Origin of the sequence: Pedobacter frigiditerrae, from assembly GCF_032678705.1 — a bacterium.
Lineage (GTDB): Bacteria > Bacteroidota > Bacteroidia > Sphingobacteriales > Sphingobacteriaceae > Pedobacter > Pedobacter frigiditerrae_A.
In genome coordinates this window covers 2,243,013-2,268,199 of sequence record NZ_JAVTSS010000001.1, presented here as the reverse complement: position 1 = coordinate 2,268,199, position 25,187 = coordinate 2,243,013, and the positions used below count along the sequence as shown (strand labels likewise).

The following is a 25,187-nucleotide window of genomic DNA, read 5'->3' as shown; positions in this document are numbered from 1 at the left end:
AAGCCACTGGATCAAACTAGTTAAACCTTTATCTATCTTTCATTAAAAAAGCTATTATTATAGCTAAATCACCAATTATTACCCCCATAAAAATTAATATCAACCCCCTCTTTTGGCAATAGCTAGGTAATTTTGATGAGTTGTAATTAGGTTTTACAACCAGAATGCCAAGCAAACCAAATTAACCAAATTAAAATTATGAACAAACTTTACAATTTACGTAGGGTGAGAGGACTGAGCTGCTGGATTGTTCCTTATCCAAAGCTTTTGATTCTGTTTATCTCCTTATTATTAAACGCTAATGTTTATGCGCAACAAAAAACTATAGAAGGAGTTGTTATTGATGAAAGGAGCGAACCGTTTCCTGGTGTATCTATCTTAGTAAAAGGCACAAAAGTAAGTGTACAAACAGATAAAGATGGAAAATTCAAAATTAAAGCCCTAGCCACAGACCGATTAGTATTTAACTATATCGGTTACGGTACTCAAGAGGCGGTAGTAGGTACAAAAACTGTTATTAATATTGCACTGCAACCTACTTCAACTAGTCTAAATGATGTTGTGGTAGTGGGTTATGGTACCCAAAAAAGAAGTGACTTAACAGGGTCTATTGGCTCAGTTAATATGAAAGATTTTGCCAAGGCCCCAGTAAAATCATTTGATGAAGCCTTAGCAGGTAGAGTTGCGGGTGTACAGGTGCAGAGTAGCGATGGGCAACCTGGTGCTGTGGCTAATATCGTAATTAGAGGTGCAGGTTCAATTACACAGGATAACTCTCCACTTTATGTAGTAGATGGTTTCCCTTCCGAATCTTCTAACGCAAATTCTATCAGTCCATCTGATATCGAATCTATAGATGTATTAAAAGATGCATCAGCAACAGCAATTTATGGTGCTAGAGGTGCTAATGGTGTTGTTTTAATTACAACTAAAAAAGGTAAATCGGGTCCGCCGCAAGTTGTTTATAATGCCTATTACGGGATTCAAAAGATACCAGAAAAAGTAAAGTTAATGGATGCTTATGAGTTTGTAAGGTATATTAAAGACCTTAACTCGCCTTATGCAGATTCTACCTATTTAAAAAATGGCACCACACTAGATTCTTATAGAAGCGCTACAAGCCTTGATATGCAAGATTACGTTTATCAAACAGGGCAAAATCAAAACCATGATATTGCTATTAGGGGTGGAACAGAAGGTACGCAATATGCTATTTCGGGTAATTTTAACAACCAAAAAGGTATTGTGAAGTTTGGCGGTTTTAAAAGATATCAAGGTAGATTTGTTTTAGATCAGAAAATTAACAACAAAATTAAGGCAGGGATAAATGCTAATTATGCATATAGCGAACAGTTTGGTATCCCTGTAAGTGCAACTAATTTTTATGCCTCATCTGTATTTCTTTATTCTGTATGGGGACAAAGACCAACAAATGGTGTATCCGTTTCAGGAAAAAATTATGATCCATTGGTAGATTTTTATGATCCTGTTAATGAGTTTGGTAATAACCAAGATTATCGCGTAAACCCTTTACTTAATCTTCAAAATCAACAAACTAGATTTAAAACGAATAATTTAACGGCTAATGCTTATGGAGAATATGCCATTTTAAAAAACCTTACCTTAAGAGTAGCCGGAGGCATTACCAAAAATAATGTCGAAACTAATATCCTAAACAATTCTAAAACACAGTCTGGCAGCAAGTATGTGGTATCTGGCCCAAATGGAACTATTGGATTTGCAAATCAAGCAAGTTGGTTATCAGATAACACTTTAAATTATAAAACTAAGTTTGGTAAAAACCATAATTTCAGTGCCTTAGTGAATTATAACGCACAGGGTAACAATAGTTCTAACAGATCTTTCACTGCTTTTCAATTACCTAATGAAGATTTGGGTTTGGATGGACTTGATTTAGCTGCAGCTCTCAATACCAGCAGAGTTTCTAATAGCTCAAGATGGGCGATGCAATCTGTACTGACTAGAGTAAATTATGATTACAAGTCTAAGTATTTGTTTACAGCTTCTATAAGGGCTGATGGTTCTTCAAAATTCCCTCCAGGAAGTAAATGGGGTTATTTCCCGTCTGTATCTGGAGCTTGGCGCTTTAGCAATGAAGAATTCATGAAAAGCGTTAAATGGATTTCTAATGCAAAACTACGTGTTGGTTTTGGTCAGTCTGGTAATAATAGAGTAGGCGATTTTGCCTATATGCAGCAACTTCAGCTGTCAAATACCAACTATTGGTATTCTGCTAACAACGTGCCGGCTCAAAATGGAACCTATCTTTCTGCTATTGGTAATGAAAACTTAAGATGGGAAACTAGTGAGCAAACCAATATTGGTTTAGATTTAGGTTTTCTAAAAGATAGAATCAATGTTACTGCCGATATTTATCGTAAAAGAACTAAAGACCTGTTATTAAGTGCCTCGTTGCCTTACTCGCTAGGGGTAGAGGGAAGCACAGGCTTTAAAAATGTTGGGAGCCTACAAAACCAAGGATTAGAACTTACAATTGATTCTAGGAACATTGTAACCAAAGATTTTACATGGTCAACCAATTTTAACATTAGTTTTAACCAGAACAAGATTTTGGCTTTAACAGATAATCAAAATTACCTTTTAGCAGGTAACGGAACCTTTTTTAACACTACCTACAGTGGTTTGTTCCCTTATATATCTATGGTAGGTAATCCATTAGGTCAAATGTATGGTTTGGCATCAGATGGCGTTTATCAATATAATGATTTTGATAAATTGCCAAATGGAACTTATCAACTTAAATCTACTGTAACTGCAAGTTTAGCGGCTAGAAGTGCGGTGCAACCTGGAGATGTTAAGTACAAGGACATCAATGGTGATTTACTAATCAATAATTCAGATTATACGGTAATTGGAAATGGATTGCCTAAATATACCGGTGGTTTTTCTAATAATTTTAGCTATAAAGGATTTGACCTAAATGTATTGTTACAATGGTCGGTAGGTAATGATGTAATCAATGCCAATAGATACATTTTTGAAGGTGGTATTGTAGCAAACCCCAACTTAAACCAATATGCTACTTATGCTGATCGCTGGACACCAACCAATCCTAATAATTCTTATTTCAGGGCAGGTGGACAGGGAGCTGCTGCCTACGCTTCGAGGGTAATTGAAGATGGTTCGTACTTAAAATTGAGAACAGTTTCTTTCGGGTATACCATTCCCAAAAACACTATTCAAAAATGGGGTATGAGTAACCTGCGTATTAATGTTTCGGCGCAAAATTTGGCTACCATAACTGGCTATTCAGGTATGGATCCAGAAATTTCTTCTAGGCAAAGCAATCTTACACCAGGATTTGACTATGCAGGATACCCGCATTCATTAACTATTGTATTTGGTGTAAACGCTACTTTTTAATCTAAAAATTATGAATGTCATGAAACTAAAATATATACTTCTGATCTGCATTGCGATAAGCATTTGCTCTTGTAAAAAGGCATTAGACACAGAACCAACAGATTTTTATACCCCAGCAAATTATTTTAATACACCTGAACAATTGCAACAAGCACTAAATGGTGTTTACGGACCTATGATGAGCAGTCGCTTGTACGGACAGATATTAACTGGCTACTACGAAACGGCTGATGAATTATTATCCAATAGAGCAGCTGATGGAGATTCAAGAGGGTTTAGGTATACCCTTACGCCTTCAAATGTTAACGTACATGCTATTTGGTTAGGCTGCTATCAGGGAATTAATAATGCCAATATCCTGTTGGAGAATATCAATAAGCCAACTATGAATGAAATCACGAGGAATAGAATTAAAGGACAAACTTTATTCCTGAGAGCTTATTACTATTGGATTTTAACCACGCATTATCAAAATGTAGTGGTTAGTTTAAAACCTTCCACTATTAATGATATTGATATCCCAGCATCTACCCCAAAGCAAGTTTATACGCAAATTGAATTAGATTTAAAACAGGCCGAAACTTTATTGCAAGGCTATACGTCTGCAAGTTTAGGTTATAACGATGTAGTAACCGTTACAGCAGTGCAAGCCATGTTGGCAAGAGTATATTTATACATGGCCGGTTATCCAGTTAATGATGCTACGAAATATCAAAACTGTGTTGATTATTGTGCAAAGGTGATCAATTCTGGGCAGCACGCATTAAACCCAGACTATAAACAAGTTTTTATCAATTTAATGCAAGATAAATACGATGTGAAGGAAAACATTTTAGAATGGGGTTTTGCAACTGCTACAGCCGGAACAGTAACAAAGGGAGCTAATGATATTGGAAATTTCATCGGAATTACTTCAACTATAGTTGCCACAGATCCGTCTTCTTATAGTGCTGTAAGTTGGTTATATGTTACCCGTAACCTGTTCGACGCTTATGAGGTTAACGCAAGCAGTACATCTACACCTAAAACTTCTTTTGATTTAAGAAGGGATTGGAATTGTTCAAACTATGTATACGCTGTTTCTTCAAGTGTTAGGGTGAAAAATGCAGTCACAAATCCTTGGTTAATGCCATCAGGTAAATTTAGAAGGGAGTATGCGCCTGCTGAAGCACGTAACGTGGGGATTTATGGCATAAACTGGCCTGTAATTCGCTATTCAGATATTCTGTTAATGTATGCTGAGGCTGCAAACCAATTAGTAGGGCCAACTGATATCCCAACTGGGGGAAGTTTAACTGCATACGATGCCATCAATATGGTTCGTAAACGAGGTTATGGCATTTTGAATGGGAACGTAGTTAAAACCATTACCGTTTCTAATGGAGGAACTGGTTATACCACAGTACCTACAGTAACCATTACAGGTGGAGGTGGTGCTGGTGCAACTGCCACTGCAACCATCTCTGCAGGTAGAGTAACAGGTATTAATGTAACCAGTCCGGGTATTATTGCAACTGGAAGTTATTATACAACTGCACCTAATGTAACCATAACAGGAGGAAATGGAACGGGTGCAATTGCTACAGCAACTATTACTACAGGTACCGAAGCTAATTTAACACTAGGTTTAAGTAAGGATAATTTTCAACTCGCTTTACGAGATGAAAGATTACGTGAATTTAATGCAGAGTCACTACGCAAAAACGACGTTACCCGTTGGGGCAATTTCTATCAGGACATGATTACGTTTAAGATTTATTGTGAAGCTAATGGCGCAAGTGCAAGTGCAAATGGGTTAGTAGGTGCTAGAAATGTAGCACCCAGAAATGTTTGGCTTCCTATTCCTGATTATGAACTCAATTTAAATAAATCATTGGTGCAAAATGCAGGTTGGTAAACTTTTCCTAATAGGATATCTGCCTATTGTGGGCAGGGCATCATCACTTTAAAAATAAAACTATAAATAGATGAAAAATTATATCATACTTATCTTTTTCGTTTGCCTGTTTGCAAGCTGCGAAAAATCTTTAATAGTTGAAGAACCAAATTGGAATATCCAACTCAGCAATGCAAGATCAAAAAATGGCAATGCATTCGTATTTAAACTTGGCGATACCTGTAAGTATACAGCTACAGGAGATGCAAATACAATTATAACCTATCCTGGTACTGCGGGCTTTAATTATGGTAATAAAAATCGTACAACTGCGGTAGGAGAAGCTAGCCTACAGTTTACATCGTACGCACAATTTGGTGTACAAACCAATACTTTAAAACTGTTGGCCTCTAATAGCTTAACTGTGCTTGATTCCTCAAGTGTTGTCAATGCAAGTTGGACAGATATCACCAACAGGGCAATTCTTTCTACCGGAACTGATAATACCGCATCAGGAAAAATAATGTTGTCAGATTTATATGTAGCAGGCAAGCCATTATATCTTGCTTTAAAATACAATGGGGTAACTGGTTCAACACAAAAAACTTGGACATTTAAGAATTTTGCTGTCAATAACCTATTGCCTGATGGGTCTACTGTTGGGATTGCAAGTCTTACCGATATTTCATGGACAGTATATGGAAACGTGAGAACACCAGCAAATGGTAGTTGGATTGCAACTGCTACCCAAATTCAGGTTGTTGGTGGTGGTGCTACTGCACTTACCAATGAGACTTGGGCCATAAGTAAACCACTTGATTTAACCAAGGTTGCACCTGATGTAAGTATTCCGATTAAAAACCTAACCTCAGCACCATTAAAAAACTATACTTTTCAATACCCTGCTGTTGGAAAATACAAAGTCGTCTTTATTGCTAGCAACAATACTTTAAATGATAATAAACAGGTAATGAAGGAATTTGATGTCGAGATTATCCCTTAGATAGAATAGATTTTGGCTTTTCTTGAAATATAATTTATTAACAGTAATCAAGCTTATGCTTACCCTGTAACGTGTTTTGTAATAACGCTGGGCTTGATTTATGCTTTGCCGTTATAACTAATCTAATTCCTATTAAAAATTTTATGACTTCAATTCATCAAAAAATATTCAGTGGTGCTCTGTTATTTACACTATTTGTAGTGAACAACGCTATGGGGCAGTCAACTGTATCATCACAATTATTCCAAGCCTATCAAAAAGATAAAGAGCGGTCTATATTGCCAGATTTCTCTTATGCTGGTTATCAAAGTGGCGAAAAAGCCATTCCTGATATCAAAGATTACAAGGTGTTTAATGTGCTTGAATTTGGAGCCATACCAAATGATGAGATTTCAGATAAGGATGCCATTCAAGCAGCAATTAACGCTGCTAACAAAAATGGTTCTGGTATTGTCTTTTTCCCAAAGGGAAGGTTTTTGATTAATCAGGATACTGCTCAAGTTAAAGGGATTATATCAAAAGCAAGTAACATCATTTTTCGAGGCAGTGGTGCAGGACAAGGAGGAACTGAATTGTTCATGAAAGAAATGCTATCTCCAATAAATCCAAAGCAAATGTGGACTGGAAGACCTATGATAACCTTTACCGCTGGTGGTAAGGATATGGAAATTGGTCAGGTACAAAAAGCGGCTAAAGTTGGTGATGTAGAACTAACACTAGATAAAATTGGTCAGTTAAAAGTGGGAGATTGGATTGCATTAAAAATGTTAAATAACTCACCAGCATTAATTAAGGAGACATTGGGTAGGCATGAGCTTAACCCAAATTGGAAATACCTTGTTAATAAAGGGGTAGATGTTTGTGTATACTATCAAATAGTTAAAATGGATGGCTTAACCATTGGTTTACATGCGCCAATTGCCATCAATATAGATCCAAAATATGGTTGGACTGTTTCCAAATTTGCAAATGCAGAAGAGGTTGGTATTGAAGATATTTCTTTTGTTGGTAACTGGCAAACCAAGTTTGTGCACCACGCTTCTTGGAAAGATGATAGTGGTTACAATCTTTTCATTTTTTCAAGAATTACCAATTCATGGATGCGCAATTGTAGGTTCACTAACTGTAATGTTGCAGCAATTGTACAACAAAGTGCCAATATAAGTATCTTAAATTGTACGGTAAATGGCAATGCTGGGCATGAAGCAATTACTTCCAATCATTCTACCAATGTTTTACTAGCTAATTTAGTGGATGAAGCTTCTCAATGGCATTCGTTTGGTAGTTCAAATGGAGCGGTAAATACGGTAATTTATAATTGTACTTATCCAGCTAACACATCTTTTGAATCCCATGCCAGTCAGCCCAGAAATACACTTTTAGATAATGTTACTGGAGGTTTTATGGCTGGGCACCAAGGAGGCGCCATAGAAAATTTACCTAATCATTTGCAAGGTTTAGTTTTTTGGAATTATAAACAAACCAACAAGGCGATTAAAGATTTTAATTTTTGGCCTGATGATAAAGAAGATGTTTGGTTTAAAATGGTTCAGCCTATTATTGCAGGATTTATAAGTACGGGTACAACATTTAAAACGGAGAACTTAAGCTTTGTAGAAGGATTGGATAAAAGAGTTTCTCCAAGCTCACTTTACGAAGCACAATTACAACAACGATTAAAAAAAGTGCCTACTTGGTTTAAGCAGTTAAACAACAAGTAGTAACCTTTAACATTCAAAAACATAAAATGAAATCAACTAATTTTAAATTAAAAAAACGAAATCTATTGTTATTGTCAGCCTTTGTGATTGCTGTAACTGCTTCTTCATTTTTATGGCAAACGCCTAAATCGGAGTTACTTAAGAAAGATTTTACAGTTGCTCAAAAACAATATAATGATTTGCTGAAAGCTTCAAACGATATCACTCGTTTTCCACGCACAACTAATAAAGATGGTTCATTAAGAAGTACAGATATAAAGGATTGGACGCAGGGTTTTTTTGCGGGAAGTCTATGGTACCTTTATGATTATACTAAAAATCCACAATGGAAAGCTGCAGCAACCAAGTGGACAGAAGCCTTAGAACAAGCCCAGTTTTTAACGGAACATCATGACATAGGTTTTGTCATGTATTGTTCTTATGGAAATGCAATGAGGTTCGAAAAGGATCCTAATAAATTAGAGAAATACCGTAAAATACTTATCCAGTCTGCCGAATCAGCTTTAACTCGTTTCGATCCCAAAGTTGGATTAATCAAATCATGGAATGCAAAGAAATCTTGGGACCAAAAAACTACTTGGCAGTATCCTGTTATTATAGACAATATGATGAATCTAGAAATGCTTTGTTATGTTTCTAAAATTACAGGCAATCCTAAGTATAAAGATGTAGCGATGAGCCACGCCTTAAATACAATGAAGAACCATTTTAGATCAGATTTTAGTACCTATCATGTGGTTAACTATGATGCTAATGGTAAGGTACTGCACCAGCAAACCAATCAAGGCTATGCTGATAATTCGACTTGGAGTAGAGGACAAGGTTGGGCAATTTATGGTTTTACCATGATGTATCGCGAAACCAAAGACAAACGCTTTTTAGCAGCGGCTCAAAAAGCAGCAGACTTTTATATCAATCATCCCAACTTACCTAAAGATAAAATTCCTTACTGGGATTTTAATGTAGAGCAAAAGGGCTATGTTCCAGACTTTGATTATAACGCCAATAAAATAGCCTACATCCCAAGAGATGCTTCGGCTGCGGCCTTAGTAGCTTCAGCGTTGCTTGAGTTAAGTACATTCTCTAAGGATGGTCATGACAAGTATTTTAAACCTGCCGAACAAATGCTCAAATCATTATCTAGCGACGAATATTTGGCAAAAACAGGAACAAATGCTGGATTTATATTAAAGCATAGTGTCGGTAGTTTACCTCATAAAACTGAAATTGATGTACCTCTAGTTTATGCTGATTATTACTTTATGGAAGCATTGCTGAGGTATGCTAAATTAAGGTAGAACATCAATACCTTTTAATTTAAATTTGTTAATTGTTGAGTTGTGAAACAAGGTTTGTTAAAATATTGACCTTGTTTTGCAATGTTTTAATAGAATCTTTCTAAGCTCCAGCATTACCTGTTTTTACTTCTCCAGCTCGTTTGTAATTCACAAAAATTACTCCACTAGGCGTAACGGTGCTCTCTACCAAAGTAAATGCTGCGGGAATTGGTCCGTCGGTAAATAATTTTTTGCCTTTACCCAATGTTATAGGATGAATCATTAACCAAAGTTCATCAACTAAATCATTCTGAAGTAAGAGCTGGATCAGTTCGGCACTACCCCAAACTTGTATATCAGGACCATTTGAGTTTTTGAGTTGCTTAATGTCTGATAAACTGTTTAAGAAAACGGTATTTTCCCAATCAGATTGAGTGATGGTTGTAGACATTACATATTTTGTTACCTCATTGATACTAGGCCAAAAAGAAGTATTCTTAGGCCAATAAGGTTCCCAAATTTGAAATGTTTTTCTGCCTAATAAAATGTCTGCTGGCTTCATTAATCTTTGCATGATTTGATTAGAATCTTCATCGCCAAATGGTGCAACCCAACCACCGTATTTAAAGTCACCTGAGGTATCTTCTTCAGGGCCACCTGGGGCTTGCATTACTCCATCTAATGTAATCATTGATAACACGATTATTTTTCTCATGGTCTTATATCCTTTAATATTATAACTACTTATCTTCTACATTGTTTTTGTTAAGACAAGGTCGCTAATAAGGAAATGTTATTTCAGTGCGATTGCGCCAATTTTAATGGTCGATTAAGACAAAATATATCGATTAAAACATTTAAGGATGGTAATTCTAAATGTTTTGTTAATTTCAAGGCTTAAACCTAACATCCTTATGAAAAAACTATCGGTTTTTATTTTACTACTATTATCATCCTTTTCTATTTTAGCCCAAAACGTTCGTGATGAGATAAATTACTTTAACAGTTTTCAAAGAACTAAAGCTAAACAACCAGACTCTGCAGTATATTATATGCAGAAATTGGCTGCAAGCAATCCATCAATGGCAGTAGACTTGTTTCACAATAGCTTCGCTCAGTCTTTCCTAAGCGCTGTCCAAGAAAAGATGAGAACCGATACATCATTTTTAGCCCATATCAAAAAGATGAACATGACCATAGATTCGGTGTTTGCTTTAATGAATGAAGAAAAAATGAATGCTCGTGTCATATTGAAAAAAATTGGAAATGATGCTACCCCATTTTTAAAAAATAACAGATTTGTGGTAGCTAAATGGGTAGAAGCGCAAGACAATCAGAAAGACCCTGCCAAATTATTGGCAATTGGTAACGAGTACTTGACCTATTTAACAAGTCAAACCGATTTTTACGCGGAAAGAAAAGCAAGATATGGTTTACTCCTTGCTAAATTAATGGTTGGTAATGCAGCACTAAAGTCAACAGGCGATAAGATTTTTAAGTTAATTTATAGTAACCTTCAACAAAATCAAAAGGAATTAGATCCAAATGACCTTAAAAGGTCAACTAAAGAAATCAGGGCTTGGTATAGGTATATGTTCGCTTATACGAACTTTATTGCTGCTCAAAAAACCCAAGATAAGACGGAGAAAATGACCTTCTTAAAGTTAGCCAATCAATTCAGTCCTGATTTAATGGATAAAACGGTTAAAAGTGCTTATTTCTATGATATGATCTTCTTATTGGGGGAAGAAAAAGATTCCTTTGCTGATGATTATTTAGCAACATTAGCTAATGATGAAGAGAAATTTAAGACCGTTATGGCATTGTCTATGAATGACCCATCCTTCAAGGCAAAAGCAAAGGCACTTTATAAAGATCAAGCTAAATTTAATGACTTATGGCTAAGTCAATTCAATGCTAACTTTAAAACTGCTCCTTCATTTGCGCTACTTCAATTAGATGGAACTCCCTACAAACTTGGTAATCAGAAAAATCAATGGACATTGGTAGATTTTTGGGGAACTTGGTGTGGACCTTGTAGAGCAGAGCATCCTGATTTGCAAAAGGTATATCTAAAAACTCAAAATGGAAAGTTACCAAAGCTTAATGTGATAACAATTGCAAGTAGAGATAATGAGCCAGCCGTAAAAGCATACATGAAAGAATTTAAATATAATTTCCCAGTGGTGATGTCTGATAATGTGATTGAAACCAATTACCAAGTTTCTTCTTGGCCATCGAAATTTTTGATTAGTCCGCAAGGGAAATTTGTTATTATACCATTTGGTGTTAATTGGGAAAAATACATCGAAGATTACATTAGTGAATAGTTAACTGTCATCCGATGAATATAGACAGTTATTCCGGTTTCATCGGATGACTAATGGTAGCTTTCATATAGTCAACCAATGAGATTTGCAGTATGCTTTATACCCATCGGATGACGAAAATACTTCCATCTCAAACGTTTGTGTTGTGTTAATATCTTCCTTTATGTTAAATATTGATAGTTTAGATCAAACCAAATCACGATCCTAAAAAAAACATCAAATGTCTTTGAAAATTAAATGGCTTATAGCCAGTATGATCTTATTGAATTTTCAGTTTAGCAAAGCTCAACAAACAAAGTCAATAGAGGAATTAAAACTAGATGCCGCCGACTCAACAGCTTTTAAATCGGTAATTGCCAGACTATCTTTTTCAGATAAAGTAACACAAGGTATACAACAATTAGTGCTTCCAAAACCTATTGAAGGCTATGAACTTTTTCTTTATGGCTCAAGTAGAAAAACTGTTATAGATTTAAAGGGAAAAATTTATCAGCCCTTGGTTGATTGTGAAGTTCAGTTGGTGCTTAAGTTAAGAAATATCCAAAATAACAAAGCTTATGAATTTCAACAAGGCATAAAGGTAGAAGGCCAGTTTCGTAAGCAATCAGGTGTAAACAAGCAGCCTTTTGTAATTCCATCTTTACAAGAGTGGAATGGTGGCAATGGTCATTTTAAATTATTGCCAAATAGCAGGATCATCATTAGTGCCGATGCTGAAAAACTTTTAATGCCTGCAGCAAAGATCTTTCTTAAAGAACTTAAACAATTAACAGGTTATCCTTCATTAAGTATTGCTAATGGTAAGGCAAAAGCTGGAGATATAGTTCTTGCCATTGATGCAACGCAGAAAAACTTGGGAAATGAAGGTTATGCCATGGCTATTGATCAAGCCATACATATTAAGGCTCCTTATTATAAAGGTACTTTTTGGGCTACTAGAACTGTTTTGCAATTGTTAGAGCAAGATCCAACTCATCATCAAATTGTTAAGGGTAAGGCACGTGATTATCCTAAATATGAGGTAAGGGGATTGGTGCTTGATGTTGGTCGTAAATTTTTTACCCTAGATTTTCTAAAACACTACGTGAAAATGATGGCCTATTATAAAATGGGCGATTTTCATATTCATTTAAACGATAATGGTTTTAAGCAATTTTTTGAAGGTGATTGGAATAAAACCTATTCCGCTTTTAGATTGGAAAGTACTACATATCCTCAATTAACAGCAAAAGATGGACATTATACCAAAGCGGAATTTAAAGAATTACAATTAACAGGACAATTGTATGGGATTCGAATTATACCTGAAATTGATGTGCCTGCACACTCCTTAGCTTTTACCAAAGCCTTTCCTGAAATTGGAAGTAAGGCGTATGGAATGGATCACTTGGATATCAATAATCCTAAAACCTATGAGATCATAGACAATGTTTTTAAAGAATATATAGTCGGCAAAGATCCAGTGTTTGTAGATCCAGAAGTACATATTGGTACAGATGAGTATTCGAAGAAAGAAGCAGAAAGTTTTAGGGCATTTACCGATCATTATATCCGTTTTGTGCAGAGTTTTGGCAAAAAGGTAAGGCTATGGGGTGCATTAACACATGCTCAAGGAAATACACCAGTTAGTGCTGATGGAGTAACCATGAATGCTTGGTACAATGGTTATGCTGAACCTAAAGAAATGGTTCGCTTGGGTTATGATCAAATCAGTACACCAGATGGCTCACTTTATATTGTTCCTGCTGCTGGTTATTATTATGATTTTTTGAATGTAAAGCGACTTTATCAAAATTGGGAACCTAATCAGATTGGAAATGTAAGCTTCCTAATGGGACATCCTAAAATAAGAGGAGGGATGTTTGCCGTATGGAATGACCATGTAGGAAATGGAATTACAATGAAAGACGTCCATCAAAGGGTTTTTCCAGCGATGCAAGTGTTAGCAGAAAAAATGTGGGCAGGAAAAACAGCGCAGTCTGATTGGAATAACTTTGCTAAAAACAGCATTAACATTGGCGAGGGTCCAGGACTAAATATGCGAGCAATTGTTCCTTCAGCAACTGCTGATTCATTAGTTTTAAAGAAAGATTTGTTAGATAAAAGTGCCAAATCAATTCAATTACCTTTAAAGGAAATTGGCTATCCCTATTCAGTTGCCTTTACCTTACAACCTGCAATGGGAAGCAATGCTGATGTAACTTTGTTTCAATCTGAAAATGCCAGGGTATTTTTATTAAAAAGTGATGGATTAAGATTAGGTTTTAGTAGAGAGAACTATACTGATCTTTTCGACTTTGTATTTGAACAAGATAAAGCTTATAAAGTTGTAATTACAGGAAATGAAAAAGGTACTTGGTTATATGTGGATGGAAAGCTAGTCCAAAAAATGGAAGGTAAAAAGTTAAGCTTTGTCAATACAAAAGATACAATGAATAGGATACAGACACTCGTCTTCCCATTAAGCGAGTTAGGAGATGCCAAAAATGGAGTTTATGGATTAGTCTCAGAACTAAAGGTCTATAATAAACGATTGAACGAACAATTAATAACCGATTTAAGTGCAACCCATTAATTGCATCCAGATGCTAATCAAAAACAAACGTTTGTGTAGCTTTAATCTCTAATGTCAATTTAATTAAAAGATGAAAAACTTTAGCAGCCTAACTTTCGTGTTATTATTACTTAGCGTAATTGCAGCAAAAGCTGATACAGGAAATAAAAATAAACTTTGGTATCAGCAACCTGCTGAAAAATGGGAGCGAGAAGCATTGCCTATTGGTAATGGACGGATTGGGGCGATGTTATACGGAGGTATTAAAACAGAACGCATCCAGTTTAACGAGCAAAGCCTTTGGTCGGGTGATAACAATTGGGATGGCGAATACCAAACTGGCGACCGTGGTTTTGGCTCTTACCGCAACTTTGGAGAGTTTATCATCAATTTTGATCAAGTAGATGCAGTAAAAGATTATCGTAGGGAATTGAATGTTAGTACTGGTATACACACTACCACTTTCGAGCTAAACGGAGTTACTTATACTCGTGAAGCTTTTGCTAGTTATCCTGATCAAGTTATGGTTTTCAGGTATACTGCTAGTAAAAAAGGAGCGCTATCAGGCAAAGTTTCCATGTTATCAGCGCAAGGAGCAATTAGTACTTCAAGTGTAGACGGATTGAGTTTTATTGGAGAAATGCCTAATCAATTGACATATGCTGCAAAGCTAAAATTAGTTCAAAGTGGTGGCGCTGTTAATATAGAAGGCAATATAATTAGCTTTAAAAATTGTAATTCAATTATCTTTTACCTCGATGCACGTACCAATTATAAACCTAGCTACATTTCAGGTTGGCGAGGCGAGGATCCAATGCCAAGGATAGATAAGGAATTAACGGCTGCAAATCAATTGAGTTATACTAAATTATTAAGTAGACATATTAAGGATATCAGTAAATTAACGGATGCTGCTATCATCAATATTGGCGAGACAGTCCAAGAACAATTAGCTCTTCCAATTGATTTAAGGTTAAAAAAATATGCCAGTGGTGTTAAAGATCCAGATCTTGAGGAGTTACTTTTTCAATATGGTCGTTATCTTTTGGTAAGTTCATCAAGGCCAGGCGGACTTCCTGCCAATTTACAAGGTTTGTGGAACAACAGTAATAAACCTGCATGGGCAAGTGATTATCATAATAACATTAACATTCAAATGAATTACTGGGCAGCAGAATCAACAAATTTATCTCAATGTCATGTACCATTGATCGATTTTATTGTAGCCGCTCAGGAACCTAATCGCATAGCTACACGCAAAGCCTTTGGCGAAAATACACGAGGCTGGACAGCAAGAACAAGTCAGAGTATTTTTGGAGGTAATGGTTGGGAATGGAATATTCCTGCTAGTGCTTGGTATGCTCAGCATTTATTTGAACATTGGGATTTTACTAGAGATAAATCGTACTTGCAAAATACCGCTTATCCCATTTTAAAAGAACTTTGTCAGTTCTGGGAAGATCGTTTAAAGCTAACTAAAGATAGAACTTTAATGGTTCCGAATGGCTGGTCTCCAGAACATGGACCAAGAGAAGATGGAGTAATGCATGACCAACAAATAGTTTGGGACTTATTCCAAAATTACCTTTTAGCCGCTAAAGAACTTGGTGTAGATGCTGTTTATCAAAAGAAAGTAGCAGAAATGCAAAAAAAGCTCGCTCCTAATAAAATTGGAAAATGGGGACAATTACAAGAATGGCAAGAAGATCGTGACGATCCAGATGACCAACACCGCCATACTTCTCAACTTTTTGCCGTATATCCAGGCCGTCAGATAAGTAAGACGAACACGCCTGATTTTGCGAACGCCGCTATTATTTCTTTGAGAAGCAGAAGTGGTAACTATGGCAAAAACATAAATACACCATTTACAGTTGAGTCTACCGTTGGCGATAGCAGGCGTTCTTGGACTTGGCCATGGCGAGCTGCCTTATGGGCGAGATTGGGCGATGGTGAAAAGGCTGGTATGATGATTAGAGGTCTCTTAACCTATAACACCTTGCCGAATTTATTTGCCAATCATCCTCCTTTCCAGTTAGATGGAAATTTTGGGATTAGTGCGGCAATGGCCGAAATGTTATTGCAAAGCCATGCTGGTGAAATTCACCTATTGCCTTCGATACCAGAAGCGTGGGCTAAAGCAGGTGAGTTTAATGGACTTAAAGCTAGAGGCGGCTTTACTGTTAATTGTAAATGGTTAGATGGGAAGGTAGTCAGTTATCAAATTTATTCTAAAAAACCAGAGAAGGTAAAGCTTCGTGTTAACGGAGAGCTCAAAGAGATACTTTCAGCAAAACTCAATTAATTTTATAATGTCAAATCATAAAGAATATACCCTTAACTCCTACAGTAAAATCATCTTGTTGATGTTGTTAGTCATCGGCTTAATGAATTCAGTAAAAGCTCAAACTAAAACCAAAATCTACAAACTTGCCGATTATGGCATTTTACCAGGTACGGGGAAGAATACTTCTGTATTATTGAATACCGTAGTTCAAAAGATTAAAAGTGAAAACAATGATCAGGTATCTATCGTTATTCAATTCCAAAAAGGGCGATATGATTTTTATCCAGAAGGTGCACAAAGGAAAGAATATTACATTTCTAACCATGATCAGGATAACCCTAAAATAGTAGGTATCGCATTAGAAGGTTGGAAAAACATAACGCTAGATGGAAAAGGTGCAGACTTGATGTTTCATGGAAGGATGTTGCCAATTGCATTAATTGGTAGTACAAACGTAAAGATCAAGAACCTTTCTATTGATTTTGAAAAACCACAAATCTCCCAAATCCAAATTATCGAAAACGATACATTAAAAGGAAATATCGTTTACCAAGTAGCACCATGGGTAGATTATAAAATAAAGGATAGTGTTTTTTACAATCGCGGAGAAGGTTGGGAAATGCGCCCAGGCTCGGGTATCGCTTTTGAGAAAGATACCAAACGCATTGTTTTTAATACTGGAGATATCGCGGTAGGCACCAGAGGGGTTACTGAACTTTCTCCACGGATGATCAGTGTACGTTGGAAGAATAAAAAACTGGTGCCTGGAACAGTAATTGCCATGAGAAGTGGTCCAAGACCATCACCTGGTATTTTTGTGCATAAGGGTAAGGATATTAGCTTTGAGAATGTGAAAGTTCATTACGCAGAAGGAATGGGGCTTTTGGCTCAATTAACTGAGAACATTTACATGGATGGTTTTGGTGTTTGTTTAAGAGGGAAAAATGACCCTCGATATTTTACCACTCAAGCTGATGCGACTCATTTTTCGGGATGCTGGGGAAAGATTATTTCCAAAAATGGTTTATATGAAGGGATGATGGATGATGCAATTAATGTACACGGGACCTACCTTAAACTGATTCAAAAAATAGATGACTATACCGTAATTGGAAGATACATGCATGGACAGTCTTACGGTTTCGATTGGGGCAATGTAAAAGATACAGTCCAGTTTATACGATCTAGCACAATGGAGCTTTGGGATACTAAGAATACCATTACCTCCATTTCACCTGTGCAGGGCGATGCGAAAACGCCTATGAAAGAGTTTAAAATTACCTTTAGTAAACCACTAGATGCAGAGATAGATCCTGCTAAAACAGCTATCGGAATAGAGAACCTATCATGGACACCATCGGTTACTTTTACAGGTAATATCATTCGTAACAATAGAGCAAGGGGAGCCTTATTCAGTACGCCAAAAGCAGTTGTAGTAAGCAAGAATCTTTTCGATCATACATCAGGCTCTGCTATTCTTTTATGCGGAGATGCCAATGGTTGGTATGAAACAGGAACCTGTACAGATGTTACTATTTCTAACAATAAATTTGTAAATGCTTTAACCAGTATGTACCAGTTTACAAGCGCTGTAATTTCTATCTATCCTGAGATTCCTGACCTAAAAGGACAAAAGAAATACTTTCACTCTGGTATCAAAATAGAAAATAATACTTTCGAAACTTTCGATCAACCTATACTTTATGCGAAGTCGGTAGACGGACTTCGCTTTAGCGGCAATAAGATTTTTACCAATACCACCTACCCAGTATTTCATCGTAATAAAAAACGAGTATTGCTAGAAAGAGTTATTGGTTTGGCAATGGATTATAATAAAATTGATGGGAAATTAGTTGAGCTGAAACCTTAAGTTTTATTTAAAACCGTATAACTTATTTTTATAGAGATAAGATGCCAATTGATAATTTGCTATTGCTTCGTCTATTAAAGAAGGGTTAGCTGCAATTGGTTTTGAATTGCCATTTATAAAGTCTGGTGTAAAAGTTTTTACCTTTTTATTCGGATCTAAAATAACAAGCTGGTTGTTCTTGATATAGCCTAAACTTTGGTAAGTACTAATGAATGCTCTTTCCTCACTGTCTTTCATTCTAAAGACATCTTGTCCGAAGAATTTGCTTTGATAACTAAAGTTTAAGTAGCCTAATAAAGTAGGCCCAATATCTATCTGTGCGGTTAACTTCTCAAATTTTGAAGGTTTAATGTGATTTGGTGCATAAAATATCATTGGGATATGATATTTATCTACCGGTAGTTCTACTTTGCCAGCACTTGATGCACAATGATCAGCCACAATAATAAAAAGTGTATTGGCAAACCAAGGCTTTAACTTAGCTTCCCTAATAAATTTACCAATGGCATAATCTGTGTATTTTACAGCACCCTCCCTACCTGTATGAGAAGGAATATCTATCCTTCCTTCTGGGTAAGTATAAGGTCTGTGATTCGACACTGTCATGATCTGCGCAAAGAAAGGTTTTTTTGCTTTGTAGTCTTTATCAAGCTCTCTTAATGATAGCGTAAATAAATCCTCATCGGCAACGCCCCAAATATTAGAATAGTGTATTTCTGAATCCTTTAATGCATCTCTATCCGTCACATCATAACCGTTTTGAGAAAAGAATTCATGCATGTTATCAAAATAACTATAACCACCATATATAAATCTACTGTGGTATCCCTTGTCTTTAAATACAGCTCCAAGCGTAAATAAATTCTTATTGTCTGGTCGCTTAACTATAGATTGACCTGGTGTAGGAGGAATGCATAGCGAAAGCGCTTCTAAACCTCTAACTGTTCTGGTTCCAGAAGCATATAGATTAGTAAATAACATTCCTTGTTTCGCTAAAGAATCCATGCAGGGTGTAATGTTTTGTGTATTTCCAAAACTTCCCAAAAATGATGCACTTAAACTTTCTACACTAATTAACACCACGTTCATTTGATTGGGTTTCTCAGTACTTATTATATTTCTTGTACTATAGTTACCTGTTATTTGTAAGGTATCTTTAATAAAAGTTTTTCTAAATAGGTTAACAGCCTCCTGAATAGGTAAGGTTTTGTAAAAAATATCATAATCTAATTCGTTATGCCAAAAAGCAAAGCCGAAATCATACATTCCATTCCCAGATAATTCATTTACATATTGGTTATCACTTTGTGTTTTCCATTTATGATTTACCAAAAAGTAGGTAGCTACTGGAGCCAAAAGAATTAATAAAGCTATTTTGCTTCTTTGTTTAAACTTGGTTTGATTAGTGGTTGATTGCCAAATTAAATTCTTAAGGCTATAAGTAAGTAAAGCAGAAAATATAAATAATACAGCTAGTATGGTATTGATTGGATAGGATTGACGGATATTTCCAATTACTTCTGTGGTATAAACCAGATAATCAACTGCAATAAAATTAAACCTCACCGAAAACTCTTCCCAAAAGATAAACTCAGAAATGGCATTAGCGATCAGTGTAGAAATGATGATGAAAAAATAAACCAACAATACTATTTTATTGAATCGCTTACCAAACCATCTAGATGGAAAAAGCCATACATAAAGCACCAACGGGATAATGGCATAAGAGGCGGCTGCCAAATCAAAAATTAGGCCGACTATAAATACACGAAGTATATTGAGGATTGTCCAGTCAAACGATGCGTTTGAAAAAGCTAATAAGGTAATTCTAGTGAGTAATGATGTTAGACACAATAAGCAAACAGCTAATAAAATAGTGCCGAACCTGTTTTTAAAGATTGGATAGTTGATTGGAGAGCGCATTTATATTGGTTAGAAACGCAAAGATAGTTTCTAATTCTGAAGAAACCCTGAATTTATATTGTGTTAATTTGTACTTGAAAATCGCTTCAGATTTATTTATTATCATTGCTTAAATGAAGGACATTGAAGAAATTCTGTAGTGCTAAAAAGTTAAGCAGAAAATATGTAACTTATCTTGATAGGCATAGGTAATGTCAAATTGATGAAGCCCAGCGATTTGTTTAACTATTGCTAAGCCTAAGCCCATTCCATCTGATGATGGAGACTTGTAAAACCTTTCAAATATATTATTAGGATTTAAAGGCTCGGCTTCGCTACTATTTTTAATGCAAAGTTTAATTTCATTAAGTTCAATTTTAATAAGTCCATTTTGCTGGCTATGTCTTATGGCATTTCCAATCAAATTATCTAACAGTATATCAGCTAGATATTTGCTCATTGATAGGTAATTATCCTCTAATTGTTGTTCGATTTTAATGTTTTTCTTTTGAATAAATTCTTGGAAATATTGCATTTTTCCTTGAACCAATTCTTTGATATTGAGGTACTCCTTGTCTCTCAATAAATTATTGTCAATTTTTACTAATAATAGTAAAGATTGGTTAAGCTTTGTTAATTTTGAGGTTGCTTTATATAAATCAATAAGATTTTGACTTTGCTCCTCATTTATTTCGTTTGATTGCAACATCATATCCAATTTCGAATTGATGATTGCAATTGGTGTCATCATTTCATGGGATGCGTTTTCAGTAAATAATTTTATTTCCTTATAATCAGATTTAACTCTTTGAGATATATCTACTATGGCATCATTAAGCTCCTTAAATTCTAAAATTGAAGTGTTTACTTGCTCAAAATTTCCCTCTTGATTTAAGTTAAACGATTTGAGGTTCAAAAGCAGTTGTCTAAAAGGAAGCCATAATCTTTTCATCATATACCTGTTAACCAATAAAATGATGATCAATAAGCCCAAAACAGGTAATATAATTACCAAGAAAATGCTTTTTACTTGGTCTATATGAGCAATTTCAGAAGCTATAATAGTAATGCTATAGTTCTGGCCAGCTAAGTTTACGTCCTCTTTTAAATATCTTCCAGATTCTTTTATTCCTTTTTTTGGATTAAAGAAAACTGTGTCTGCGTAATTTCTTTTTCGCTCTATTTTTGTGATTTTTTTATAATCGATTACTAAATCTTCAAATACTTCATGAGCTGGAAATATCTTTCGTTTTTGTGTGTAATCCTTAACTTCTAATAATTCCTCAACAAGGTAACTATCAATTTGCTTATTTAGATAATGACTTAATGTATGATAAAATGAATAACCAATAATTAGCAAACCAAAAATGCTGGTGAATAATAAAACCCTGTTGTAGGTGCTAAATAATTTCATGAGTCGGTGAATTTATAACCAACACCATATATAGAGTGAAAATAATCTTTGCTGCCAGCATCCAATAACTTTTTCCTTAAATTTTTTATGTGGGTATAAATAAAGTCAAAACTGTCTGCCATATCTGCATTGTCGCCCCAAATATGAGTAACTGCGGCAGATTTTGAGATTACTTTTGATTTATTTGCCACAAAATACACCAATAAATCAAATTCCTTTCTTGTTAAGCTTATTGGTTCACCTTTAACTTTAACTTCTTTTGCTTGTATATCTATTGTTAATTCATTAAACATCAATAAATCATTTCCATTAAAAGTTCTACGTCTAACAATTGCCATTATTCTGGCACCAAGTTCAGAAAGGTGAAATGGTTTAATCAAATAATCATCAGCTCCCAAACTCAAACCTTCAATCCGCTGATCAATTGAATTTCTTGCGGTTATAATAATTATACCATCGGTCTTTTTTAGTTTTTTTATTTCTTTAAGCAATGCTAACCCATCTCCATCTGGCAAAGTGAGGTCTAATAATATACAGTCATAATCATATAAGGCAATTTTTTGTGAAGCACTCTCAAATGTTGGAGCAAAATCACAAACATTACCTTCAGCCTTTAAATAAGCTATAATATTAATCCTTAGAAGCTCTTCATCCTCAATAATTAGAATTTTCATTTCTGTTTGGGCTTAGTAGGGATGTCAATTTAGCTATTTGTATTTAATGTTTAATGATATAATATCAGAACTCATATTTATGTTTTTGGTATAATGTCCATACCGTAATTCTAACATACTTAAATGCTGTAATCCTAATATTCCTTTTGGTGGTGCAAAACGGATGCCTGCCCCATAAAAATTACTGTTGAATTTAGATAAGTCATAATTACTATTATAGTATTGGTCGGCAATGGTATGTGTTTGGTAAGGAGCAAAGTATTTAGCCGCAGTTTGGGTGTAATATCTATAAAACGGACTAAGAGAGAAAAATGCATTAAACTTAATTGGAAGTTCAACCTCTGCTGTATTAGATTTTAAGCCCCAGTTATCAGTATAATAACGATAATATGTTTTAACAATTAGATTATCACCAATAAAATAATTTGCCCTAAAACCTAAAGGAATTTTAAAACGGCTATCTGGTAAGTTCTCTTGATGAACAGTTCCATCATGAAAATAAACCCGATGAAAAGGTAAGCTCAAATAACCATTTTGTTGTACAATATCGGCCAAAAACATTAATTGTAAACGTTCATTAATAATTTGAGAGTAGGAGAGTGAGCCTGCAAAAGTATTTCTTGTTGCCGAACCGTATTGATCATGACCATTGTTTCCTATTCTTAATTCGACTGGTTGGATTAAGGTAACCTGATCTAAATAGGTTTGAAATTTAGCTGTAAACTCGCCACTTCTATCTTTCGTTTTAGTAGAGAAGGCAATGTTTCCACCAAAAGATTGGTAATCAAATTCACTAGATGATGATAAGCCTAAAGCCAGCGTAGTTCCCTTTTTCTCATTCTCTACACTCCAACTTAATGATGGATAAAGGCGAGTATCTGCGTGAGAAGCTGATGAGTTGGCTTGTAAATCAATTTTATCAGATGATGCTGAAGTATAGTGGTCTATTCCAACCTCTAAACCGAAAGTATGCTTACGTTGCTTTGAATCATATTTAGTCAGTTTTACATCAAAAACATTGGCAATATCTGTCAATTTCTGAGAACCAATTCCACCAGTTACGGCTGCATTGTTTCCATCTTGAGTGTAATAGCTCGAAACCAAGTTAATTTCTTCCAGTTTAAGTTTTCTACTTTCATAACCAGTAGTATCTTTTTTAGGAACATTTTGGGCAAATGCAGCGTGAAGTAAAAGAAATGCTGTAGCAGCAGTTAAAAATATTTTTTTCATTTGTTAGCTAATTAATTACAACCACAACCACCACCACTTTTGCCTGAGTTTGCTCCAGATGCTCCTTCTCTATAACCTTGAAAACTTAGTTCTGTCTTCTCTACCTTCCGATTGGCGAGTACCATTTCTGCGTCATTCAATTTGTTTTTTTGGTATTCTTTCACAACCGTGCAAGAGGATGCTGAAAATAAAATAAGTACTAAATAAGTTGCTTTAATAAGCACGCTTTTAAGATTCTTTAATTTCATTTGATATTTATGTTATTACTGGTATAAATTTTATTGTTATCATCTATAATAATGCAGGCTAGGTAATTGATTTGATTAATCATATTTAGACCTGCATTTATGCCCATTATGGTTACTGGTGTTGCCATGGCATCAGCTATTTCTGCGTTGGGGCTAATAATGGTTACACTTTTAATTCCCGTTACTGGCAAACCAGTTTTTGGGTTAATGGTATGTGAATATTTAACACCATTTATTTTGATATATTTTTCGTAATTACCTGATGTAGCTACAGCCATATCAGTAACATCTAAATAAGAAAATGGTAGGTTTTTTTGGTCTGGATTAACGATGCCAATGGTCCAAGGTTGGCCATTTGGCTGATAACCCCAAGTAGATAAATCGCCAGATGCATTCACAATGCCATTTTGAACCCCTTCTTTTTTGAGTAATGCCTTTGCCATTTCCGCGGCATAGCCTTTCCCAATTCCACCAAAACCCAAGCGCATACCTTTTTCTTTTAGCATTACCGTGCTGTTTGCCCTATCGAGGATGATGTTATTATAATTGATTAAACTAACCATCGATTGAGCAACCTCTTTACTTGGTAAGGAGGTCATTGACTGGTCGAAATTCCATAATTTTTTATCTATCGAACCGTATGTGATGTCAAATGCCCCATCCGTTACTTTAGAGATTCTGATAGAGCGTTCAATTAAGTCAAATACTTCTTTATCAACTTCTACTTCAGCAATTCCTGCTTGTTGGTTAATTTGATTAGTCTGACTATCTTCATCAAACGTTGTTAAAAGCCTTTCTATTCTTTTGATTTCTTCAACTGCCAAATCTAGTTTGCAGGTTGCCCAAGTTGCATCATCGGCCACAACAGTAATTTCAAAAGCATTACCCATTAACCTTTCTGTTCTTTTGAAAGATTTCAACTCCATATCAACGTTGTTTTGTAGCATCGCAAATTTGTTTTATAGCGGCGGTAAATTGATTAGGAGTTTCATCAGGTAATCCTTCCCATGCTTTAATCACTTTTCCCTCGGCGTTTAATAATACTGTATAGGGGAATTTCCCAGTAGGGTTATATTGATCAGCCAATGCTTCATTTTGCTTTTTAATATTTGCAGGAAGTTGATTTTTTTTATTTCGTGGAAAATCTGCATTCACCATCACTAAATTTTGCTCTGCCATTTTTGAAAACGCTGCATCATCAAAGATTTCTTTATGCATTCTTATACAGGGTCCACACCAATCTGAGCCTGAAAAGTTCAATAGAATAAGCTCATTCTTTTCTTTTGCGGTTTTTTTTGCAGTTTCAAAGTTGGGTTCCCATTTAGTGGTCAATAGACTAAGTGCTATTGCTGTTATAATTAATAAGTTTTTCATTTGTATTTTATTTAGGGTAAAT

Annotated in this window: 17 protein-coding genes; 9 read left to right on the top strand and 8 right to left on the bottom strand. The window is 35.3% G+C overall.

What is annotated here, in order from left to right:
* The first annotated feature begins 198 nt into the window (after positions 1-198).
* The 5 genes from R2Q59_RS08915 to R2Q59_RS08895 all read left to right on the top strand — a co-directional run bounded on the left by R2Q59_RS08915 (position 199) and on the right by R2Q59_RS08895 (position 9,303).
* Complete coding sequence (locus tag R2Q59_RS08915) at positions 199-3,405, top strand: TonB-dependent receptor (protein ID WP_316785243.1); 3,207 nt, start codon at positions 199-201, stop codon at positions 3,403-3,405.
* A gap of 19 nt (positions 3,406-3,424) precedes the next feature.
* On the top strand, positions 3,425-5,302 hold the full coding sequence (locus tag R2Q59_RS08910; RefSeq protein WP_316785242.1) for a RagB/SusD family nutrient uptake outer membrane protein: 1,878 nt from the start codon (positions 3,425-3,427) through the stop codon (positions 5,300-5,302).
* Between the two features lie 70 nt (positions 5,303-5,372).
* A complete protein-coding gene (locus R2Q59_RS08905; protein ID WP_316785241.1) occupies positions 5,373-6,284 on the top strand; it encodes a DUF5017 domain-containing protein in 912 nt (303 codons plus the stop codon).
* 143 nt (positions 6,285-6,427) lie between these two features.
* Complete coding sequence (locus tag R2Q59_RS08900; RefSeq protein WP_316785240.1) at positions 6,428-8,005, top strand: DUF4955 domain-containing protein; 1,578 nt, start codon at positions 6,428-6,430, stop codon at positions 8,003-8,005.
* Positions 8,006-8,031: 26 nt separating this feature from the next.
* Positions 8,032-9,303 carry a glycoside hydrolase family 88 protein gene (locus tag R2Q59_RS08895; protein ID WP_316785239.1) on the top strand — a complete coding sequence of 424 codons (1,272 nt, stop codon included), beginning with the start codon at positions 8,032-8,034 and terminating at the stop codon, positions 9,301-9,303.
* A 100-nt stretch (positions 9,304-9,403) separates the two neighbouring features.
* Here R2Q59_RS08895 and R2Q59_RS08890 read toward each other — a convergent pair whose 3' ends face one another.
* Positions 9,404-9,997, bottom strand: a complete 594-nt coding sequence (locus R2Q59_RS08890) for a dihydrofolate reductase family protein (RefSeq protein ID WP_316767958.1) — start codon at positions 9,995-9,997, stop codon at positions 9,404-9,406.
* A 199-nt stretch (positions 9,998-10,196) separates the two neighbouring features.
* Here R2Q59_RS08890 and R2Q59_RS08885 point away from each other — a divergent pair, with 199 nt between their 5' ends.
* The 4 genes from R2Q59_RS08885 to R2Q59_RS08870 all read left to right on the top strand — a co-directional run bounded on the left by R2Q59_RS08885 (position 10,197) and on the right by R2Q59_RS08870 (position 18,323).
* On the top strand, positions 10,197-11,612 hold the full coding sequence (locus R2Q59_RS08885) for a TlpA disulfide reductase family protein (RefSeq protein ID WP_316785238.1): 1,416 nt from the start codon (positions 10,197-10,199) through the stop codon (positions 11,610-11,612).
* A gap of 220 nt (positions 11,613-11,832) precedes the next feature.
* Complete coding sequence (locus R2Q59_RS08880; protein ID WP_316785237.1) at positions 11,833-14,187, top strand: family 20 glycosylhydrolase; 2,355 nt, start codon at positions 11,833-11,835, stop codon at positions 14,185-14,187.
* A gap of 70 nt (positions 14,188-14,257) precedes the next feature.
* On the top strand, positions 14,258-16,471 hold the full coding sequence (locus R2Q59_RS08875; RefSeq protein ID WP_316785236.1) for a glycosyl hydrolase family 95 catalytic domain-containing protein: 2,214 nt from the start codon (positions 14,258-14,260) through the stop codon (positions 16,469-16,471).
* Between the two features lie 7 nt (positions 16,472-16,478).
* On the top strand, positions 16,479-18,323 hold the full coding sequence (locus R2Q59_RS08870) for a hypothetical protein (protein WP_316785235.1): 1,845 nt from the start codon (positions 16,479-16,481) through the stop codon (positions 18,321-18,323).
* Between the two features lie 3 nt (positions 18,324-18,326).
* Here the strand turns inward: R2Q59_RS08870 and R2Q59_RS08865 are convergent, their stop codons facing one another.
* The 7 genes from R2Q59_RS08865 to R2Q59_RS08835 form a co-directional block, all read right to left on the bottom strand.
* Positions 18,327-20,246 (bottom strand): LTA synthase family protein, encoded by a 1,920-nt coding sequence (locus R2Q59_RS08865; RefSeq protein WP_316785234.1) that lies wholly within the window; start codon positions 20,244-20,246, stop codon positions 18,327-18,329.
* A gap of 142 nt (positions 20,247-20,388) precedes the next feature.
* Complete coding sequence (locus R2Q59_RS08860; protein ID WP_316785233.1) at positions 20,389-21,639, bottom strand: HAMP domain-containing sensor histidine kinase; 1,251 nt, start codon at positions 21,637-21,639, stop codon at positions 20,389-20,391.
* The gene (locus R2Q59_RS08855; RefSeq protein ID WP_316785232.1) at positions 21,636-22,313 is read right to left on the bottom strand and encodes a response regulator transcription factor; all 678 of its coding nucleotides are present in this window, start codon (positions 22,311-22,313) and stop codon (positions 21,636-21,638) included. The genes R2Q59_RS08860 and R2Q59_RS08855 overlap by 4 nt, the downstream gene beginning before the upstream one ends.
* Positions 22,314-22,346: 33 nt before the next feature.
* The gene (locus R2Q59_RS08850) at positions 22,347-23,543 is read right to left on the bottom strand and encodes a DUF3570 domain-containing protein (RefSeq protein ID WP_316785231.1); all 1,197 of its coding nucleotides are present in this window, start codon (positions 23,541-23,543) and stop codon (positions 22,347-22,349) included.
* Between the two features lie 11 nt (positions 23,544-23,554).
* Entirely contained in the window at positions 23,555-23,791 is a 237-nt protein-coding gene (locus R2Q59_RS08845; RefSeq protein WP_316785230.1) for a DUF4266 domain-containing protein, read from the bottom strand.
* Entirely contained in the window at positions 23,788-24,738 is a 951-nt protein-coding gene (locus tag R2Q59_RS08840) for an FAD:protein FMN transferase (RefSeq protein ID WP_316785229.1), read from the bottom strand. The genes R2Q59_RS08845 and R2Q59_RS08840 overlap by 4 nt, the downstream gene beginning before the upstream one ends.
* The gene (locus R2Q59_RS08835; protein WP_316785228.1) at positions 24,719-25,165 is read right to left on the bottom strand and encodes a thioredoxin family protein; all 447 of its coding nucleotides are present in this window, start codon (positions 25,163-25,165) and stop codon (positions 24,719-24,721) included. The genes R2Q59_RS08840 and R2Q59_RS08835 overlap by 20 nt, the downstream gene beginning before the upstream one ends.
* Positions 25,166-25,187: the final 22 nt, after the last annotated feature.

What these genes read in the sequence shown, in the direction of transcription:
- R2Q59_RS08855 (WP_316785232.1), bottom strand. Translation starts at nt 22,313, where the DNA reads ATGAAAATTCTAATTATTGAGGATGAAGAGCTTCTAAGGATTAATATT.
- R2Q59_RS08840 (WP_316785229.1), bottom strand. Translation starts at nt 24,738, where the DNA reads ATGCTACAAAACAACGTTGATATGGAGTTGAAATCTTTCAAAAGAACA.
- R2Q59_RS08910 (WP_316785242.1), top strand. Translation starts at nt 3,425, where the DNA reads ATGAAACTAAAATATATACTTCTGATCTGCATTGCGATAAGCATTTGC.
- R2Q59_RS08850 (WP_316785231.1), bottom strand. Translation starts at nt 23,543, where the DNA reads ATGAAAAAAATATTTTTAACTGCTGCTACAGCATTTCTTTTACTTCAC.
- R2Q59_RS08860 (WP_316785233.1), bottom strand. Translation starts at nt 21,639, where the DNA reads ATGAAATTATTTAGCACCTACAACAGGGTTTTATTATTCACCAGCATT.
- R2Q59_RS08845 (WP_316785230.1), bottom strand. Translation starts at nt 23,791, where the DNA reads ATGAAATTAAAGAATCTTAAAAGCGTGCTTATTAAAGCAACTTATTTA.
- R2Q59_RS08915 (WP_316785243.1), top strand. Translation starts at nt 199, where the DNA reads ATGAACAAACTTTACAATTTACGTAGGGTGAGAGGACTGAGCTGCTGG.
- R2Q59_RS08895 (WP_316785239.1), top strand. Translation starts at nt 8,032, where the DNA reads ATGAAATCAACTAATTTTAAATTAAAAAAACGAAATCTATTGTTATTG.
- R2Q59_RS08875 (WP_316785236.1), top strand. Translation starts at nt 14,258, where the DNA reads ATGAAAAACTTTAGCAGCCTAACTTTCGTGTTATTATTACTTAGCGTA.
- R2Q59_RS08870 (WP_316785235.1), top strand. Translation starts at nt 16,479, where the DNA reads ATGTCAAATCATAAAGAATATACCCTTAACTCCTACAGTAAAATCATC.
- R2Q59_RS08835 (WP_316785228.1), bottom strand. Translation starts at nt 25,165, where the DNA reads ATGAAAAACTTATTAATTATAACAGCAATAGCACTTAGTCTATTGACC.
- R2Q59_RS08900 (WP_316785240.1), top strand. Translation starts at nt 6,428, where the DNA reads ATGACTTCAATTCATCAAAAAATATTCAGTGGTGCTCTGTTATTTACA.
- R2Q59_RS08885 (WP_316785238.1), top strand. Translation starts at nt 10,197, where the DNA reads ATGAAAAAACTATCGGTTTTTATTTTACTACTATTATCATCCTTTTCT.
- R2Q59_RS08865 (WP_316785234.1), bottom strand. Translation starts at nt 20,246, where the DNA reads ATGCGCTCTCCAATCAACTATCCAATCTTTAAAAACAGGTTCGGCACT.
- R2Q59_RS08880 (WP_316785237.1), top strand. Translation starts at nt 11,833, where the DNA reads ATGTCTTTGAAAATTAAATGGCTTATAGCCAGTATGATCTTATTGAAT.
- R2Q59_RS08890 (WP_316767958.1), bottom strand. Translation starts at nt 9,997, where the DNA reads ATGAGAAAAATAATCGTGTTATCAATGATTACATTAGATGGAGTAATG.
- R2Q59_RS08905 (WP_316785241.1), top strand. Translation starts at nt 5,373, where the DNA reads ATGAAAAATTATATCATACTTATCTTTTTCGTTTGCCTGTTTGCAAGC.